Annotated in this window: 16 protein-coding genes; 12 read left to right on the plus strand and 4 right to left on the minus strand. The window is 61.8% G+C overall.

Annotated features, from left to right (window positions below; translation table 11 throughout):
• Positions 1–23: 23 nt before the first annotated feature.
• The 7 genes from AC1RRE_RS07970 to AC1RRE_RS08000 all read left to right on the plus strand — a co-directional run bounded on the left by AC1RRE_RS07970 (position 24) and on the right by AC1RRE_RS08000 (position 8,510).
• Positions 24–1,019 carry an ArsR/SmtB family transcription factor gene (locus tag AC1RRE_RS07970; protein WP_492980585.1) on the plus strand — a complete coding sequence of 332 codons (996 nt, stop codon included), beginning with the start codon at positions 24–26 and terminating at the stop codon, positions 1,017–1,019.
• The gene (gene metF / locus AC1RRE_RS07975; protein ID WP_492980586.1) at positions 1,016–1,930 is read left to right on the plus strand and encodes a methylenetetrahydrofolate reductase [NAD(P)H]; all 915 of its coding nucleotides are present in this window, start codon (positions 1,016–1,018) and stop codon (positions 1,928–1,930) included. Before AC1RRE_RS07970 ends, metF begins: the two co-directional genes overlap by 4 nt.
• Positions 1,931–1,943: 13 nt before the next feature.
• Positions 1,944–3,023: a homocysteine S-methyltransferase family protein gene (locus tag AC1RRE_RS07980; protein ID WP_492980587.1), complete on the plus strand. Its 1,080-nt coding sequence runs from the start codon at positions 1,944–1,946 to the stop codon at positions 3,021–3,023.
• The gene (gene metH / locus AC1RRE_RS07985) at positions 3,020–5,734 is read left to right on the plus strand and encodes a methionine synthase (protein WP_492980588.1); all 2,715 of its coding nucleotides are present in this window, start codon (positions 3,020–3,022) and stop codon (positions 5,732–5,734) included. Before AC1RRE_RS07980 ends, metH begins: the two co-directional genes overlap by 4 nt.
• Before the next feature lie 2 nt (positions 5,735–5,736).
• Complete coding sequence (locus AC1RRE_RS07990) at positions 5,737–6,189, plus strand: GNAT family N-acetyltransferase (RefSeq protein ID WP_492980589.1); 453 nt, start codon at positions 5,737–5,739, stop codon at positions 6,187–6,189.
• A gap of 331 nt (positions 6,190–6,520) precedes the next feature.
• Positions 6,521–6,832, plus strand: coding sequence for a class I SAM-dependent methyltransferase (locus AC1RRE_RS07995; RefSeq protein WP_492980590.1), 312 nt, complete (start codon positions 6,521–6,523; stop codon positions 6,830–6,832).
• A gap of 211 nt (positions 6,833–7,043) precedes the next feature.
• Positions 7,044–8,510: a right-handed parallel beta-helix repeat-containing protein gene (locus AC1RRE_RS08000; RefSeq protein WP_492980591.1), complete on the plus strand. Its 1,467-nt coding sequence runs from the start codon at positions 7,044–7,046 to the stop codon at positions 8,508–8,510.
• 4 nt (positions 8,511–8,514) lie between these two features.
• Here the strand turns inward: AC1RRE_RS08000 and AC1RRE_RS08005 are convergent, their stop codons facing one another.
• From AC1RRE_RS08005 to AC1RRE_RS08015, 3 genes are read right to left on the minus strand one after another with little or no spacing between them, the layout of a single operon-like run.
• Positions 8,515–9,264, minus strand: coding sequence for an SDR family oxidoreductase (locus tag AC1RRE_RS08005; RefSeq protein ID WP_492980592.1), 750 nt, complete (start codon positions 9,262–9,264; stop codon positions 8,515–8,517).
• Positions 9,258–9,935 (minus strand): SDR family oxidoreductase, encoded by a 678-nt coding sequence (locus AC1RRE_RS08010; RefSeq protein ID WP_492980593.1) that lies wholly within the window; start codon positions 9,933–9,935, stop codon positions 9,258–9,260. The genes AC1RRE_RS08005 and AC1RRE_RS08010 overlap by 7 nt, the downstream gene beginning before the upstream one ends.
• A gap of 31 nt (positions 9,936–9,966) precedes the next feature.
• Positions 9,967–10,923, minus strand: coding sequence for a hypothetical protein (locus AC1RRE_RS08015; RefSeq protein WP_492980594.1), 957 nt, complete (start codon positions 10,921–10,923; stop codon positions 9,967–9,969).
• Between the two features lie 199 nt (positions 10,924–11,122).
• Between AC1RRE_RS08015 and AC1RRE_RS08020 the strand changes: the two genes are divergently transcribed.
• The 5 genes from AC1RRE_RS08020 (at position 11,123) to AC1RRE_RS08040 (ending at position 14,979) form a co-directional block, all read left to right on the plus strand.
• Positions 11,123–11,449 (plus strand): ArsR/SmtB family transcription factor, encoded by a 327-nt coding sequence (locus AC1RRE_RS08020; RefSeq protein WP_492980595.1) that lies wholly within the window; start codon positions 11,123–11,125, stop codon positions 11,447–11,449.
• 3 nt (positions 11,450–11,452) lie between these two features.
• Positions 11,453–12,142: a cation efflux transmembrane domain-containing protein gene (locus AC1RRE_RS08025; RefSeq protein ID WP_492980596.1), complete on the plus strand. Its 690-nt coding sequence runs from the start codon at positions 11,453–11,455 to the stop codon at positions 12,140–12,142.
• A 31-nt stretch (positions 12,143–12,173) separates the two neighbouring features.
• Complete coding sequence (locus AC1RRE_RS08030) at positions 12,174–12,998, plus strand: class I SAM-dependent methyltransferase (RefSeq protein WP_492980597.1); 825 nt, start codon at positions 12,174–12,176, stop codon at positions 12,996–12,998.
• Between the two features lie 145 nt (positions 12,999–13,143).
• Positions 13,144–13,947 (plus strand): TerC family protein, encoded by an 804-nt coding sequence (locus AC1RRE_RS08035; protein WP_492980598.1) that lies wholly within the window; start codon positions 13,144–13,146, stop codon positions 13,945–13,947.
• Between the two features lie 99 nt (positions 13,948–14,046).
• Complete coding sequence (locus AC1RRE_RS08040) at positions 14,047–14,979, plus strand: diacylglycerol/lipid kinase family protein (RefSeq protein WP_492980599.1); 933 nt, start codon at positions 14,047–14,049, stop codon at positions 14,977–14,979.
• Here AC1RRE_RS08040 and AC1RRE_RS08045 read toward each other — a convergent pair.
• Positions 14,976–16,643: an isovaleryl-CoA dehydrogenase gene (locus tag AC1RRE_RS08045; protein ID WP_492980600.1), complete on the minus strand. Its 1,668-nt coding sequence runs from the start codon at positions 16,641–16,643 to the stop codon at positions 14,976–14,978. The genes AC1RRE_RS08040 and AC1RRE_RS08045 overlap by 4 nt on opposite strands.
• Positions 16,644–16,678: the final 35 nt, after the last annotated feature.

A 16,678-nucleotide genomic window follows, 5' to 3' on the forward strand; every position in this document is an offset into this window, starting at 1 on the left:
AAAGATATGTTTATATTTATCCCATGACCGAGTCAGCCCTGACCCTCGACACCCTGATGGCCGCCCTGCGGGCGGCGGCCGAGCCGACGCGCCTGCGGCTTCTGGCGCTTTGCGCCCAGGGCGAACTCACGGTCAGCGAGCTCACCCAGATACTGGGCCAAAGCCAGCCGCGCGTCTCCCGCCATTTGAAACTGCTCTGCGAGGCCGGCCTGCTGGAGCGCGTGCCCGAAGGTACCTGGGCCTTCTATCGTGTCGGCGATCGCCTGTCGGGTGCGCCGCTGGTGCGTGCGGTCAGCGGGCTGCTGCCGCGCAACGATGCGACGCTGGCCCGTGATGCCGAGCGTCTGATTGCTGTGAAGCGTACGCGCGCCGAAACCGCCGAACGTTATTTCCGCGACAACGCGGCCCAGTGGTCGGCAATCCGCTCGCTGCATGTGGATGAGGCCCAGGTCGAGGCCGCCGTGCTGCGGCTGCTGGGGCAGGGTGCACCGGTCGATGACCTGTTGGATATCGGCACCGGCACCGGCCGGCTGCTGGAAATCCTCAGTCCCCATGTGAAGCGCGGCCTCGGCGTCGATCTGAGCCGGGACATGCTGAGCATCGCCCGCGCCAATCTGGAGCGCGCCGGTATCAAGCATTGCCAGGTGCGTCAGGCCGACATGTATGCCTTGCCGCTCGACAGCGCCAGCGTCGATGCCGCCGTGATCCACCAGGTGCTGCATTTCGCCGACGAGCCGCAGAAGGCGATCCAGGAAGCCGTGCGGGTGCTGAAGCCCGGCGGCCGTCTGGTTGTGATCGACTTCGCGCCGCATGACCTGGAAGACCTGCGTGCCCGCCATGCCCATCGGCGCCTTGGCTTCTCGGATGCCGAACTGCGCGGCTGGTGCGCCTCGGCCGGTCTGGAGGCCGATCCGGTGATCGCATTGCCGGGCCAGTCGCTCACCGTTCATATCTGGCATGCCGTCAAGCGCGGCGCCGTTGCCTCGATCTCTTCCTCTCACAAGAGTGCTGCAGAATGACGATCCCGGAACCCAATGCCCATGCCGCCCGGCGGTCCGGTCCGCTGAAGGTTTCATTCGAATTCTTCCCGCCGAAGACGGCGGAGATGGAAGAAAGCCTGTGGCGTAGCGTCACGCGCCTCGCGCCGCTTGAGCCGCGTTTCGTCTCGGTCACCTATGGCGCCGGCGGTTCGACCCGTGAACGCACCCATAACACCGTCGTGCGCATCCTCAAGGAAACCGGCCTGAAGCCGGCCGCGCATCTCACTTGCGTTGGCGCCTCGAAGGGTGAAGTCGACGAGGTGGCCCAGCATTATTGGCAAGCCGGCATCCGTCATATCGTTGCCCTGCGCGGCGATCCGCAGGAAGGCACCGGTGGTTTTGCGCCGCATCCGCAAGGTTATGCCAATTCCACCGACCTGATTGCCGGGCTGAAGAAGATTGGCGATTTCGAGATCAGCGTCGGCTGCTATCCTGAAGGCCATCCCGATACCGCGTCGCCCCGCGTCGAGCTCGAACATCTGAAGCGCAAAGTGGATGCTGGTGCGACCCGCTGCATCACGCAGTATTTCTTCGATACCGACGTCTATTTCCGCTTCCTCGACCGCGCGCGCTCGGCCGGCATCACGGTACCGATCGTGCCGGGCATCCTGCCGGTGACCAATTTCCGCCAGGTGGTGAAGTTCTCGGCCGCCTGCGGCGCCAGTGTGCCGGCCTGGATGGCCGACCAGTTTGATGGCCTGGATGACGATCCCGAGACGCGTCGCATGGTGGCGGCGCATCTGGCGGCCGAACAGTGCCGTCGGCTGCTCGCGGCCGGCATCGACGAATTCCATTTCTACACGCTGAACCGTGCCGATCTCACCTATGCGATCTGTCATGTGCTTGGCGTGCGGCCCAAGCCGGCGATTGCCGGCGAGGCCGCAGCGTAAGGAGAGTAGCGTCATGACCACTGCCGATGACCGCAAGGCCCGTCGTGCCGCCCTCGCCAAGGCGGCGAAGGAGCGCATCCTGGTGCTGGACGGCGCCATGGGTACCATGCTGCAGCGGCGCAAGCTGACCGAGGAAGATTATCGCGGTGACCGCTTCAAGGGCGCCAACAGCGATCTCAAGGGCAATCACGACATCCTGAACATCACGCGCCCCGACGTGATCTTCGACGTGCACAAGGAATACCTCGACGCCGGCGCCGATATCATCGAGACCAACACCTTCAGCGGCACCTGGATCAGCCAGGGTGACTATCACCTGGAAGCTGCCGTGCATGACATCAACAAGGAAGGCGCGAAACTCGCGCGCCAGGCTGCCGACGAATACACCAAGAAGGACCCATCCAAGCCGCGCTTTGTCGCCGGCGCCATCGGTCCGACCAATCGCACGGCTTCGCTGTCGCCTGACGTCAACCGCCCCGATTTCCGCAATATCAGCTTTGATGAGCTGAAGGATGCCTACAAGGAGCAAGCGCGTGGCCTGATTGAGGGTGGCGCCGACCTGCTGCTGATCGAGACGGTGTTCGATACGCTGAACGCCAAGGCTGCCGCCTTTGGCGTTTACGAGCTGTTTGATGAACTGGGTGAAGAATGGCCCATCATGATCTCAGGCACCATCACCGATCTGTCGGGCCGCACGCTGTCGGGCCAGACCACCGAGGCCTTCTGGAATTCCTTGCGCCACACCAAGCCGTTCTCGGTTGGTCTGAACTGCGCCTTCGGGGCGCAGCAGATGCGCGCTTATATCGCCGAGCTCAGCCGTGTCGCCGACGTGCCTGTCAGCGCCTATCCCAATGCCGGGCTTCCGAATCAGTTCGGTGAATATGACGAGCCGCCGCATGAGACGGCCGAGCATCTGCGCGAATGGGCTGAACACGGCCTGGTGAATATCGTCGGTGGCTGCTGCGGCACCACGCCCGACCATATCCGCGCCATCGCAGAAAGCGTGGCGGGCCGGAAGCCGCGCCGTATTCCCACCATTCAGCCGCAGCTGCGGCTGAGCGGCCTTGAACCCTTTGCTGTGCCCGCCGCATGACCGATATCGACGAGTCTTTTTCCCCTGAATCCGAGAACCGTGGCTTCAATGGCCCGGTCTTCATCAATATTGGCGAGCGGACGAATGTCACCGGCTCGGCGAAGTTCCGCAAGCTTATCCTCAATGACGATTTCGATGCGGCCCTGACCGTGGCGCGCCAGCAGGTGGAGAACGGCGCGCAGATCATCGACATCAACATGGACGAGGGCATGCTCGACTCCAAGGCGGCGATGGTGAAATACCTGAACCTCATTGCCTCGGAGCCGGATATTTCGCGCGTGCCGATCATGATCGACAGTTCCAAATGGGACGTGATCGAGGCCGGCCTGAAATGCGTGCAGGGCAAAGCCATCGTCAATTCGATCAGCATGAAGGAAGGCGAAGAAGCCTTTCTCGCGCACGCCCGCAAGGTTCAACGTTATGGCGCCGCCGTCGTCGTCATGGCTTTTGATGAGCAGGGCCAGGCCGATACCGCCGACCGCAAGTATGAAATCTGCGCCCGTGCCTACAAGCTGCTGACCGAGAAGGTCGGCTTCCCGCCTGAAGACATCATTTTCGATCCCAACATCTTCGCGGTCGCCACCGGCATCGAGGAACATAACAACTACGCCGTCGAGTTCTTCGAGGGCGCCAAGCGCATCCGCGAGAACCTGCCGCATTGTCATATCTCGGGCGGCGTCTCGAACGTGTCCTTCTCCTTCCGCGGCAATGAGCAGGTCCGCGAGGCGATGCACGCCGTGTTCCTGTATTACGGCATGCAGAACGGCATGGACATGGGCATTGTCAATGCCGGCCAGTTGCCGGTCTATGAGGATATCCCGGCCGAGCTGCGCGAGCGCGTGGAAGACGTGCTGCTCAACCGCCGTCCGGATGCGACCGAGCGCATGCTGGAAATCGCCGAGCGCTTCAGGGGCGGAGCGCGGACCCAGGAAATCGACATGTCCTGGCGCGAGAAGCCGGTGCGCGAGCGCCTGACCCATGCGCTGGTGCATGGCATTTCCGACTTTATCGATGAAGACACCGAGGAGGCGCGGCACATCGTGGCCAAGCCGCTGGAGGTCATCGAAGGTCCGCTGATGGACGGCATGAATGTGGTGGGCGACCTGTTCGGAGCGGGCAAGATGTTCCTGCCGCAGGTGGTGAAGTCGGCCCGCGTGATGAAAAAGGCGGTGGCCTACCTGCTGCCCTTCATCGAGGCCGAAAAGAACAGCGGCCCGGCCAAGACCAACGGCAAGGTGTTGATGGCCACCGTGAAGGGCGACGTGCACGACATCGGCAAGAACATTGTCGGCGTGGTGCTTCAGTGCAACAATTACGAGGTGATCGACCTTGGCGTGATGGTGTCCTGCGCCCGCATCCTGGAAGAGGCGAAGAAGCAGAAGGTCGATATCATCGGTCTGAGCGGCCTGATCACTCCCAGCCTGGACGAGATGTGCTATGTCGCCAGCGAGATGCAGCGTGAAGGTTTTGCCCTGCCGCTGCTGATCGGCGGTGCCACCACCTCGAAGGTGCATACCGCCGTCAAGATCGCGCCCAATTACAAGGGCCCTGTGGTCTATGTCACCGATGCCTCGCGCGCAGTGGGCGTGGCCGGTCGTCTGGTCTCTGCCAACGACAGTCCGGTCTATACCGGCGAGATCGCCAACGAATATGAAAAGATCCGTGAGATCCATGCGCGCGAGCGCAGCACTGGCCCGCGCCAGAAGATCGCTGATGTCCGCCGCAACAAGGTGAAGATCGACTGGACCGGCTATCAGCCGCCCAAGCCGAAATTCCTCGGCGTGAAGGTATTCCAGGATTATCCGATCGCTGACCTGATTCCGCGCATCGACTGGTCGCCCTTCTTTGCCTCTTGGGAGTTGCGCGGCAAGTATCCCGACATCCTGAAGGATCCGGTAGTGGGCGAAGCGGCTAGCAGCCTGTTCAAGGATGCGAAGGCGATGCTGAAGCGCATCGTTGAGGAAAAACCGATCAAGGCCTCGGCCGTCATCGGCTTCTGGCCGGCCAACCAGATCAATGACGACGATATCGTTCTGTTCGACGACGCCGGCAAGGGCGAGGAAATCGCCCAGTTGCACATGCTGCGCCAGCAGATGAAGCGCGACCGCGACCGGGCCAATCACTGCCTGGCTGATTTTGTCGCGCCGAAGGATACCGGCATCACCGATTATGTCGGGTCCTTTGCAGTCACCGCCGGCATCGGCCTGGATGACTGGATCAAACGCGAGTTCACGGCGAAGCAGGACGACTATTCCGGCATTCTGGCGCAAGCCCTGGCCGACCGCCTGGCTGAAGCCTTTGCCGAGCACATGCATGAACGCGTGCGCAAGGACTTCTGGGGTTATGCCGCCGACGAGGCGCTGCCCAATGAAGACCTGATCGCCGAAAAGTATCGCGGCATCCGTCCGGCGCCGGGCTATCCGGCCTGCCCGGACCATACCGAGAAGGCCACGCTGTTCGAGCTGCTGAAGCCGCCCGAGAATGCCGGCATCACGCTGACCGAAAGCTTTGCCATGTGGCCCTCGGCCGCGGTCAGCGGCTGGTATTTCAGCCATCCACAAGCGACCTACTTCGGCATCGGCCGCATCGAGCGCGACCAGGTCGCCGATTACGCCAAGCGCAAGGGCATGGAGCTCAGCGTCATGGAGCGCTGGCTCGCACCGAACCTGGCCTATGATCCCGCCCGCGATTCTGCAGAGGCCGCGGAGTGACGTTGAGCTTTCGTATCGCCACCGCGGCCGATCTCCCCGAGATCGTGCGATTGCTGGCTGACGATCATTTGGGTGGCGGCCGCGAGCGGTACACCGATCCGTTGCCGTCGGAATACGGCAAGGCGTTCGACGGTTTGCAGAAGATCGGCGCCGAGGTGATCCTGGCGCTGGACGACAGCAATGCCATCGTCGGCTGCCTGCAGCTGCTGATCCTGCCCGGGCTGGGCAGTCTGGGAAAACAGCGCGCGCAGATTGAAGCCGTGCGTATCGACTCACGGCTGCGTGGCAAGGGGTTGGGCTCGCAGCTGATCCGTCATGCGGCCGATCGTGCTAAAGAAAAAGGCTGCAAGCTGGTGCAGCTCACCTCCGACAACAGCCGGCAGGGTGCGCATCGGCTCTATGAGCGGCTCGGCTTCAAGGCGAGCCATGTCGGCATGAAGCTTTATCTGGATTGAACGGAACGATGTCATGCAATCGCCAATCCTCTAGTCCCCGCTTCACGGAGCTGCTTGGCTATTACGCCCAGATGCACGATGAGGGCAATGCTCTACACAAGATGAAGGCTGAGACGATGTTCGACGGGCGCAGCCTGTCGATTCATAGGCTCGATCATGGGGTTGATTCGGCGTTGCGGCTCGCGCACCCTGCTGGATTACGGGGCAGGCAAGGCGGAAGAGTACGATACCAGGTCTATGTTGTGAAGGCCGACAGGTCACCGGGCTGAAGGCGTTATGGAATCTGGATGAGATTCGCCTTTACGATCCTGGTTATGCGCCGCACGCCACATTGCCCGAAGGCAAGTTCGATGCCGTGATCTGCACGGATGTACTCGAACATATCCCGGAGGAGGATATCCCCTGGGTGCTGGATGAACTGTTCGCTTATGCCCGGCATTTCGTCTATGCCGGTGTCGCCATCTATCCGGCTGGCAAGATTCTGCCCAATGGTGAGAATGCGCATGTCACGCTCAAGCCGATCGGCTGGTGGGGCCAGCATTTCGATGCGGCGCGGGCCCGCAACGGTGGCGTCGACTACGTGATGGTGGTCGAGAAATTCCACGGCGATCCGAGCCCACAGGCTTTCGCTACCTTCGGGTAAGCCGCGCAGCGCCTGACGGCCACATCGGACGACGCATCGTCCGGCAGCGTTCCACTCGGTCCGTATCATTACGTTCTAATACGATCGCATGCACATCAGGGTTTGCCATGTGCATACATTCTCATGCCCGTCTCTACTCTTGTTGAGATATTCGCGTGCATGGCCTCTATTGGGGAGCCGTGTAGCAGCAACAACTCATGCCGGGGGCTGAATGACGTCGGATCATACGCAAGCCATCATCGACAAGATTTTCTCTTACGAGATTTTCAGGAATCTCGACAAGAAGGCCTTTGTTGCCAGATATGACCGGTCGGCCGCACGGTCCGAGATCAGGTCTGCCATCCGCCAGCAGCGCGGACAAAGCCTGCAGGCGAGCAATACTATCGACAGCATTCCGCCGCAGGGCATCACCATCTCGCAGCCGGGGACTTATACCTTCAGTGGCGATCTGACCTGGGAGGCGCCGTCTGCGGCCTGCGCCGCGATCACCATCACCTGCGATAACGTGACGCTGGACCTGGGCGGCCACAGTCTGACGGCTGTCGTGCAGGACAACAGCCAGCAGATCGTAGGGATATCCGTCCAGAATGCGGGAAGCGTGACCATCCAGGACGGTATGCTGCTCAATATGTGCTTCTATGGCATTTATGCCGACACGGTTGGCGGGCTATCCGTCCAGAACATCACCATCAGCGGGATGAATTTCACCAATCTGGCGAAACGCGGTGCCAGTCCTGCCGGTATCCATGTCGATATGGGCGTCAATGTCAGTATTTCTGACTGCATCGTGCAGTACATGTATGTCACATCGGATTCCTGCGCGGGTATTCAGCTCACGACCACCGTGGGCGGGACGCTGACCAATTGCCAGGTCAATCACCTGACCAATTATGACGGGTCGGCACAGGGCTACAGTTATATCCTCTCGCGCGGCATCAACACCTCTGGCTGCAGTGCCGATACGTTGGTGACGCATTTCGGAGGCAATATCCGGACGATGGGGCATACCTCGATCGGCTTCGTGCCTATGCTCTGCGTCGAGCTGGCATTTGTGGACTGTAGCGCCAGCAATATCACGGGCTGCAATGACGATGCCCATGGCATGTCCGTCTTCGTAGCCGGCGTGGTCGGGGTCAAGAACTTCACCGCCACCAATGTTCTTGATGGTCCGGCGCCTTATAACACTGGCGCCAAGGCCACCGGTCTGGAGGTCTATGGCGCGGACATCCGGATTCTGGGGTGTTCCGTGAGCAACATCCAGGCGATCAATCCGCAGGACAGGCAGAGTGCAGGCTTCAGTGCCTGGGGCGAAACCATCACATTCGATGGATGCACGGCGTTCAACGTCACGGTCGTTGATCAGGCCGGCGGAGAGAATCCGGCGCGGGCTGTCGGCTTTGGTTGGGCGCCGGATCCACGTTGGATGTTCTGCAATATCGGCGCTACCAATGTGATATACAACCAGTGTACGGCCAGCCAATGCGAGGTTGGCTTCGATAGCTGGTTCCACGTGAATTCCACATGGCAGGCGATCACCTGTACCGGCTGCCCGACTTCTATCCTGAAGCCGCCACAGGGTCCCCGCACGCTGTCGGGCGATCCGGCATCGGAATGCAATCCACCGATCACGCTGACGCTGACCGATATCGCAAGCGGAAATACATTCCCGCCGGGTTAAGCGGTCAGCGTCCGCCGGCGACGTCCAGCAGGGCGCCGGTGACGTAGGATGAAGCATCATCCAACAGCCAGAGGATCGATTCCGCCACTTCCTCGGCCGTGCCGGCGCGTCCCAGCGGCGCGGTCTTGCCGAGGCGCGCCGCGCGATCCGGCTCACCGGCGCTGGCATGGATATCGGTCTCGATGATGCCCGGCCGCACGGCATTCACGCGAATGCCCTCGGGTCCCAGTTCTTTCGACAGGCCGAGCGTGAAGGTGTCGATGGCGCCTTTCGAAGCGGCATAATCGAGAAACAGGTTGGGCGAGCCCAGTCGTGCCGCTGCCGAGGAGAGGTTGACGATGGCGCCGCCCTTGCCGCCCTTGCTTTTCGCCATGCGCCGGGCGGCTTCGCGCGCGACCAGGAAGCTGCCCAGGATGTTGATGTCGAAAACGCGTTGCAGGCGTTCCAGGCTCATGTCCATCAGGTCGGCGGTGGGCGCGACCACGCCGGCATTGTTGACCAGGCCGTCAAGCCGGCCGAAGGCCTTCACCGTCGCCTCCACCATGGCGATGGCATCGGCTTCCACGGCGACATTGCCCCTGATGGCAATCGCCTTGCCGCCAGCAGTCTGCACGGCTTTCACCGTGTCCTGGGCGGCTTTCTCGTTGTCGGCATAGTTGACGCCGACCGACCAGCCGCGGGTACCGGCCAGGATGGCGACGGCGCGGCCGATGCCGCGACTGCCGCCCGTGATCAGGATGCTCTTGCTCACCATGGAATCTCGCTGCCGTCGTAGTTGAAGAATTTTCCGGTGTCCTTGATCGTCACGCCATCGATCACGCGCTGCAGCGCGGCGGCGCTCGTCTGCACATCGATGTCCGCGCCCTGACCACCCATATCGGTCTTGACCCAGCCCGGATGCAGCACGATCACGCCGATGCCGGCAGATTTGAGATCGAGCGCCAGGTTATGCATGGCGGCGTTGATGGCGGCCTTGGAGGCGCGATAGACGTAGGAGCCGCCGCCGCCTGCCGCGATCGAGCCCATGCGGCTGGATATGGTGGCGATCTTGCTTCCCTTGGCGGCTTTCAGATGCGGCAGGAAGGTCAGCGCCATTTTCATCGGTGCGACGCTGTTGACCTGCAGTACGTTCAGGTAGGTGTCGAAGTCGCTGATCGCCAGCGCGCCGTCGCGATGGCCATAGATGCCGGCATTGTTCAGCAGCAGGTCGATGGCGGTACCGTCGTATTTCTTCGCCAGCGCATCGACGGCCGCGTAGTCGGTGACCTCCAGTGCCTCGACGGTGATACTCGGAATGGCCTTCAGTGCGGTGGCGGCCTGCGGATCGCGACAGGTGGCGATCACGGTCCAGCCGGCGGCAACATAGCGCCGGGTCAGTTCCAGCCCGATGCCGCGATTGGCGCCCGTGATCAGCAATGTAGGCATGGCTTTAACTCCCCTAAGCAGGATATGGGCGTCAGGATACGCGCGCGGCGACACGCCGATACAAAGGCTGCAGCAAACCGGGCAGCATGTACATGGGCAGCTGCCCCATGGCAAAGAACACCACCATGTCGAAGACGGCACGGTCGGCCAGCGACACCATCACCAGCCCCATGTTGCAGTTCCCCGTGAGAATCCCCAGCGTGAGTGCGGCGGCCTGATCGAGGCGCAAGACAAAACGCCCGGCGAGATAACCCAGCGCCTGCAGCGCCAGGTTGGCGATGAAGGCAGCCGCGGTGGCCAGCAGCACATAGCCTGGCTGGGCCATCAGCTTGTCGGTCACGCCGTCCATGATGGCGATGGCGAACAGCACCAGCGCCAGCACCGAACTGCCGTCCATCAGCTGCTTGTTCTTCTGCAGCCAGCCCGGCGGCAGCTCCCAGTGCGCGATCAGCGCTGCGCCAAAGGCCACGCCGACCATCAACGCCAGTCGCCCCATGAATTCCACGAGCGACATCTGCACCTCGACATTGAGCAGCAGCAGCGCCAGCGGCGGCAGGGTGAAGGGCACCAGTGCGGTAGCCAGCACCATGGCGATGACAGCGAAGGCGGCATCCAGCCCCAGGATCAGCGCGATTGCCACTGTGCCGGTGATCGGTGGCGCTGCCGCCATCAGCACGATGGCTTCCATCAGCGGGCGTGGCAGGCCAAGCGGCATCAGCACGGCGAAGACCAGCAGCGGACTGACCAGCAGCAGGAAAACGATCACCGGCAGGAACAGCCAGGGCCGCCGCGCATAGGCGTGGAAGGCGCTCCAGTCGAGCCGCATCAGGGCCAGGGTCAGCGGCAGCAGCAGGAAGACCACCAGGCCTGGCCGCAGCAGGCTGGCCAGCGGCGGTATAGCTAGGCCGACCAGCACCCCGCCGAACAGGAAGCGTGTTGCGTGCCGACCCATGAAATCGAGCGGCCACCAGATGAGGGCGCGGATCATGCGGCCGCTATCTCTAAGGGGGATGTTTCACGTGAAACATAAAGAGAACATAAAGTCAGGCGAGACATACGGATCATCACGCGGCGGCTGTGGTTTTTATCGTTGTGCCTGAACAGCATAGACCCGCCACGCGGGGACTGGCGAGGGCTCAATTGACCCGCTTGACATTCATTGCTTAAACATTTAAACAGTTATTTAAATGTTGACCTCATTCCACATTGAAGACCAGCACACGATCCAGCTCGCCGACATGTTCCGTCTGCTGGGCGATCCCAGCCGCCTGAAGCTGGTGCTCGCGCTGCAGACCGGCGGTACGCCGGCCAGTGTGGCCGCCGCTGCTGCCGGCTTGTCGCCGCAACTGGCCAGCCATCACCTGCGGCTGCTGAAGGCAGCACGGCTGGTGCAGGCGGTGCGCAAGGGCCGCGAGATTCACTACGAGCTGGCCGACGCCCATGTGCGTCACATGCTCGACGACATGATTGCCCATGTGACCGAGCCTCACGGTCATCTGGCGGAGAGGGAGTAAACCATGGGTGCGAGCTGCTGCGGTCCGAGCCATAATCACGATCATGATCATCATGGGCATGATCATCACCATGGTCCGGGCGGTCATGATCATAGCGCCGGTGCGGCCAAGCCCGTGCTGTGGATTGCGCTGCTGCTCAATGCCGGCATGTTCGTCGTGGAACTGGGTGCGGGCCTGAGTGCCGGCTCGGCCTCATTGCTGGCCGACTCCGCCGACTTCCTCGGCGACGCCGCCAATTACGGAATCGCGCTGGCAGTACTTCCGCTGGCGCTGGTCTGGCGCGCGCGTGCCGCGCTGCTGAAAGGCATCACCATGGGGCTGTTCGGCCTCTGGGTCGCCGTGATGGTCATCCGCCATCTGCTGACCGGCACCGTGCCTGAGCCTGCCACCATGGGCGTAATTGGCGTCGCGGCGCTGGCGGTCAATATTCTGTGCACCGTGCTGCTGTTCCGCTTCCGCGATGGCGACAGCAACATGCGCGCGGTCTGGATCTGCAGTCGCAACGATGCGCTGGGAAACCTCGCCGTATTGCTGGCCGCCAGCGGTGTGTTCGCCACCGGCACACCCTGGCCCGATCTGGCGGTGGCGGCGCTGATGGCTGGTCTGGCGCTCTGGGGCGCTGTACAGGTCATCCGGCAGGCGACTACAGAATTGCAAGCAGTCAAAAGCAGATTATCGAAACTTTCAGATTGAAAGCTGCAGATGGAAGAACGATGCTAATTCTATGAAGAATGATCTGAAAGCTGTTGAAACTCATTTTGCCTTTGGCAGAAACTGGGCGAGTTATGCCGATCTGATTGATGCTGGCAGATTAGAGCAGGCGCGTCAGGGTCTGGTCAGTCTGCTTGGCCCAGATACGATAACGAAGCGTAGCTTTCTTGACATAGGATGCGGCTCGGGCCTTCACGCGGTCGGCGCATATATGTTGGGCGCGGTGCGGATTGTTGGTCTAGATATCGATCCAGACTCGGTAGGTACAACAAAGGCAGTATTGGCGCGGTTTGCTGAAGGTGCACAAACTGAAAGCTACCAATGTAGTGTCTTTGATATGCAGCCCACGCGGTTCGGCCATTTTGATATCGTATATTCTTGGGGTGTGTTGCATCACACGGGTGCCATGCATGAAGCCATCCGATGTGCGACGGCGATGGTCACCCCTGATGGAATATTTGCTTTTGCGTTGTATCGGAAAACACCACTGTGTTTTGTGTGGAAATTTATAAAGCGTTGGTATTCTGGCGCATCGCGGCGATCGCAAACGAGAGCGCAAAACATTTACATTGCACTCATGCGATCGGCATTTCGCATTGTCGGCCGAGATTTTAACGCTTACGTGAATGATTACAAAAGCAAGCGTGGAATGGACTACCGCCATGACGTTCATGACTGGCTGGGTGGCTATCCTTATGAATCTATTTCTCCGGTGGATGTTGCGCGGATGATGAGTGATTTGGGATTTGAGCAGGTTTGCAGCCACACTAGGTCTGCCGGGATTGGATTTTTTGGTTCCGGTTGTGACGAATATGTTTATCGCCGCAAACCTGACTAATTCCTGATTTGAAGGGGTTTTGCCTTGAAATTGCCGTAATTCTGGGTACATTCCGCATCACGTCCGGGCCCCTCTGGCTGGCATGAACGGGATGACAGTGATGTCGGACGTCTAAACGTCCTCATCCCGTTCGGTAGACAGACACATGGATTCCATCGACTTTTCCGTTTTCATGACGCCGTCGGGCCTGATCGCCCTCGTGGGCCTGGTCGCCCTTGAGCTCGTTCTCGCCGTCGACAACCTGATCTTCATCACCATTGTCACCGGCCGCCTGCCCATCGAACAGCAGCCGATGGCGCGTCGCCTCGGCCTGATCGGCGCCGTCGTCACCCGCATCATGCTGCTGCTGTCGGCGGCCTGGCTGATCACCCTGACCCAGCCCTGGTTCACGGTCTTCAATATCGAGATTTCCGGCCGCGATCTGGTGCTGATCATCGGCGGTCTCTTCCTGATCTGGAAGGCCACCACCGAAATCCACGAGCGCGTCACCCCCACCCATGAGGAAGTTCATGGCGAGGACGGCGTGGTGGTGAAAAAGAAGTTCCCGGCCTTCTGGCCCACCATCGGCCAGATCGCCATCCTCGACGTGGTTTTCTCGCTCGACAGCGTGATCACCGCCATAGGCCTGTCGCGCGAGATCGAGATCATGGTCGTCGCCGTGATCCTGTCGGTCGTGATCATGGTGGCGCTGGCCGAACCGCTGGCGCGCTTCGTGAACAACAACCCCAATGTCGTGATGCTGGCCCTGTCCTTCCTGGTCATGATCGGCTTCGCGCTGGTGGCTGAAGGCTTCGACGTCGAGATTCCCAAGATGCTGATCTACGGCGCGATGGGCTTCTCGGTGGCGGTGGAGTCCCTCAACATGCTGTCGCGCCGGGCGCAGAAGCGCAGTGCGCTCAGCGACATCCGCGACCGCAAGAAGCCTGAACCGCCGTCGCCGGAGAAGTAATCACCGAGACTGTGTCCGGGGGAGTGTTCCCCGGAGATGATCGTTATGTCGGGGCCGGTGGCGTGCAGTCACCGGCCCCGATTTCGTTTCAGGATCCACATGGCCACTACCATTGTCATTAACGCCGAGTCCGGCACGGCGCGCCAGTATGGTGCGGATGCCCTGCGCGCCCTGATCCGTGACAGTGCCGCTTCCGCCGGGCGGCCCGATGTGGACGTGCAGGTCGTGCCACCGCGGCGGCTGTCGCGCAGCCTGATCGCAGCGGCTGAGGCCAGCGACGAGGTCTGGGTCGGTGGCGGTGACGGCACCCTGCGGGCGGCGGCCGCATTGGCGATGAAGCGCGATATCGTGCTGGGCGTGCTGCCGTTGGGCACTATGAACTTGCTGGCGCGTGACCTGAACATTCCGCTGGAGATCGGCAATGCGGTGGCGGCGCTCTGCAATGCCACAGTGGCGCCTATCGATGTCGGCCGCGTCGGTGAAGGCATCTTCCTCAACAAGTCGGCGCTTGGCCTCTATCCGGAAATGATCGTCGACCGCGAACGGCGCCGGCGCCTGTTCGGACTGACCAAATGGCCAGCCATGCTGCGCTCGGCCTGGCGCGCGGTGCGACGGCACCGGATGATGGAAATCACGATCGAGCATCATGGCGAGCGTCGCGAAATCCTGTCGCCGGCCCTGGTAGTGGCGGTGGGCAGCTATGAATTCAACGCCGGCCGTCTGTTCAGCCGCGCCGATCTGCAGAGCGGTGAACTGACGCTGTATATGAGTCATGAGAAAAGCTGGCTCGGTTCGGCGAGCCAGTTGGCCAAGCTGTTCCTCGGCACGCTGGACAGCGATCCGGCCCTGGAAGTGATCAAGGCGCATAACCTGCGCATCGATTTCCGGCGCACCAAGCCGGTCGCCAATGACGGCGAGATCGACATGCTGAAAGGCCCGCTCCGCTACGCCGTGGCGCCGCAGGCGCTGAAGGTACGGGTGCCGGCGGAAGAGAAGGCCCCGGTCAGCACCACGGAAGCAGCGAGCGCCTAGGCCGGCAGCGTCCGGTCGGCGATCGCGCGGGTATCGACGCCCTTGGGCAACGTGCCATAGGCGTGCCCCCAGTCGCCCCCCAACCGCGACGCGCAGAAGGCGTCGGCGACTGCAGCGGTGGAATGGCGCACGAGGAGTGCGGCCTGAAGGGTGACCATCATCTTTTCCACGACACGGCGGGCACGATGCTCGATCTCGGTCTGGTCGGTGAATTCCGTCTTCAGATCGTTGATCGCCGCATCCAGATGCTTGTCATTGCCACGTGCGGCGATCAGGTCGGCGAAATAAGCCTCCAGCCCGTCGGGGCTTTTCTGCAATGCACGCAGCACGTCCAGGCACATCACGTTGCCCGAGCCTTCCCAGATCGAGTTGAGTGGGATTTCCTTGTACAGCATGCCGAGCGGGCCTTCGTCGACATAGCCGTTGCCGCCATGCACCTCCATGGCTTCCACCACGGCATTGGGGGCGCGCTTGCAGATCCAGTATTTCACCGCCGGCGTGCAGAGGCGGCGGAAGGCCGCCTCGGCCGGATCGCTGTCGGCGCGGTCAAAGGCGCGTGCCAGCCGCAACGCCAGCTGCGTGGAGGCTTCCGATTCCAGCGCCAGGTCGGCTATCACATTGGTCATCAGCGGCTGGTCGATCAGATGGCGCTGGAAGGCGCGGCGATGCGCCACGTGATGCGCGGCCTGCGCCACGGCGCCGCGCAGCAGTCCGGTCGAACCGAGCGCGCAATCCAGTCGCGTATACGTACCCATTTCAATGATCGTGGGCACGCCGCGGCCTTCCTCGCCCAATAACCAGCCATGGGCGTTGCGGAACTCCACTTCCGATGAGGCATTCGACTTGTTGCCGACCTTGTCCTTCAGGCGCTGGATCAGGATGGCGTTCTTGCTGTCGTCCGGCAGCCAGCGCGGCACGAAGAAGCAGCTTAAGCCCCCCGGCGCCTGGGCCAGCACCAGATGCGCGTCGTTCTGCGGGCAGGAGAAGAACCACTTATGGCCGGTGACCAGGTATTCCGCGCCCGGGCCGCCGCTCCCGACCGGAATGGCGACGGTGGAATTGGTGCGCACATCCGAGCCGCCCTGTTTCTCGGTCATACCCATGCCGATCAGCGCGCCGGTCTTCTGGGTCGCCGGCCTGTTGCTGCCGTCGTATTTGCGCGAATAGATTTTTGGCAGCCAGACATCGGCCAGCGCCTTGTCCTTTTTCAGCGCCGGCACGCTGCCATAGGTCATGGTGGTGGGGCACTGGCTGCCCGGTTCGATCTGCGCATGCATGATATAGGCTGCCGCGCGCGCCACATGGGCGCCGGCCTTGGGCTCGGCCCAGGGCGCGGAATGCAGGCCTTCACCGATGATCAGGCTCATGATGCTGTGCCAGGCGGGATGGAATTCCACTTCGTCGCGGCGGTGGCCGAAGCGGTCGAAGAGTTTGAGCTGCGGCGGATTCTTGTTCGCCTGCCGGCCATTCTCGATGGTCTCGGCATCGCCGAGCCGGCTGCCGTAGACGGTGAGGCGGTCCTTGGCCCAGCCAGCACCGTTGATCTCGGCCGCCGCCATCAGGGCGCGGTCGGTGGTGTAGAGATTGTAATTCTCCAGCGCCGGCGGCTGATTGTAGACCTCATGGGTCTCAGCAATGGACGGATTGGCTGGCTGTACGCTCATGGCTTCTCTCCCGTTGCCGGCAAGAGTAGCAGCGA

The organism is Ferrovibrio sp. GW821-FHT12D07 (assembly GCF_058807275.1).

What these genes read in the sequence shown, in the direction of transcription:
- AC1RRE_RS08000 (WP_492980591.1), top strand. Translation starts at nt 7,044, where the DNA reads ATGACGTCGGATCATACGCAAGCCATCATCGACAAGATTTTCTCTTAC.
- metH (WP_492980588.1), top strand. Translation starts at nt 3,020, where the DNA reads ATGACCGATATCGACGAGTCTTTTTCCCCTGAATCCGAGAACCGTGGC.
- AC1RRE_RS07970 (WP_492980585.1), top strand. Translation starts at nt 24, where the DNA reads ATGACCGAGTCAGCCCTGACCCTCGACACCCTGATGGCCGCCCTGCGG.
- AC1RRE_RS08040 (WP_492980599.1), top strand. Translation starts at nt 14,047, where the DNA reads ATGGCCACTACCATTGTCATTAACGCCGAGTCCGGCACGGCGCGCCAG.
- AC1RRE_RS08030 (WP_492980597.1), top strand. Translation starts at nt 12,174, where the DNA reads ATGAAGAATGATCTGAAAGCTGTTGAAACTCATTTTGCCTTTGGCAGA.
- AC1RRE_RS08025 (WP_492980596.1), top strand. Translation starts at nt 11,453, where the DNA reads ATGGGTGCGAGCTGCTGCGGTCCGAGCCATAATCACGATCATGATCAT.
- AC1RRE_RS08045 (WP_492980600.1), bottom strand. Translation starts at nt 16,643, where the DNA reads ATGAGCGTACAGCCAGCCAATCCGTCCATTGCTGAGACCCATGAGGTC.
- metF (WP_492980586.1), top strand. Translation starts at nt 1,016, where the DNA reads ATGACGATCCCGGAACCCAATGCCCATGCCGCCCGGCGGTCCGGTCCG.
- AC1RRE_RS08035 (WP_492980598.1), top strand. Translation starts at nt 13,144, where the DNA reads ATGGATTCCATCGACTTTTCCGTTTTCATGACGCCGTCGGGCCTGATC.
- AC1RRE_RS07980 (WP_492980587.1), top strand. Translation starts at nt 1,944, where the DNA reads ATGACCACTGCCGATGACCGCAAGGCCCGTCGTGCCGCCCTCGCCAAG.
- AC1RRE_RS08005 (WP_492980592.1), bottom strand. Translation starts at nt 9,264, where the DNA reads ATGGTGAGCAAGAGCATCCTGATCACGGGCGGCAGTCGCGGCATCGGC.
- AC1RRE_RS08020 (WP_492980595.1), top strand. Translation starts at nt 11,123, where the DNA reads ATGTTGACCTCATTCCACATTGAAGACCAGCACACGATCCAGCTCGCC.
- AC1RRE_RS08015 (WP_492980594.1), bottom strand. Translation starts at nt 10,923, where the DNA reads ATGATCCGCGCCCTCATCTGGTGGCCGCTCGATTTCATGGGTCGGCAC.
- AC1RRE_RS08010 (WP_492980593.1), bottom strand. Translation starts at nt 9,935, where the DNA reads ATGCCTACATTGCTGATCACGGGCGCCAATCGCGGCATCGGGCTGGAA.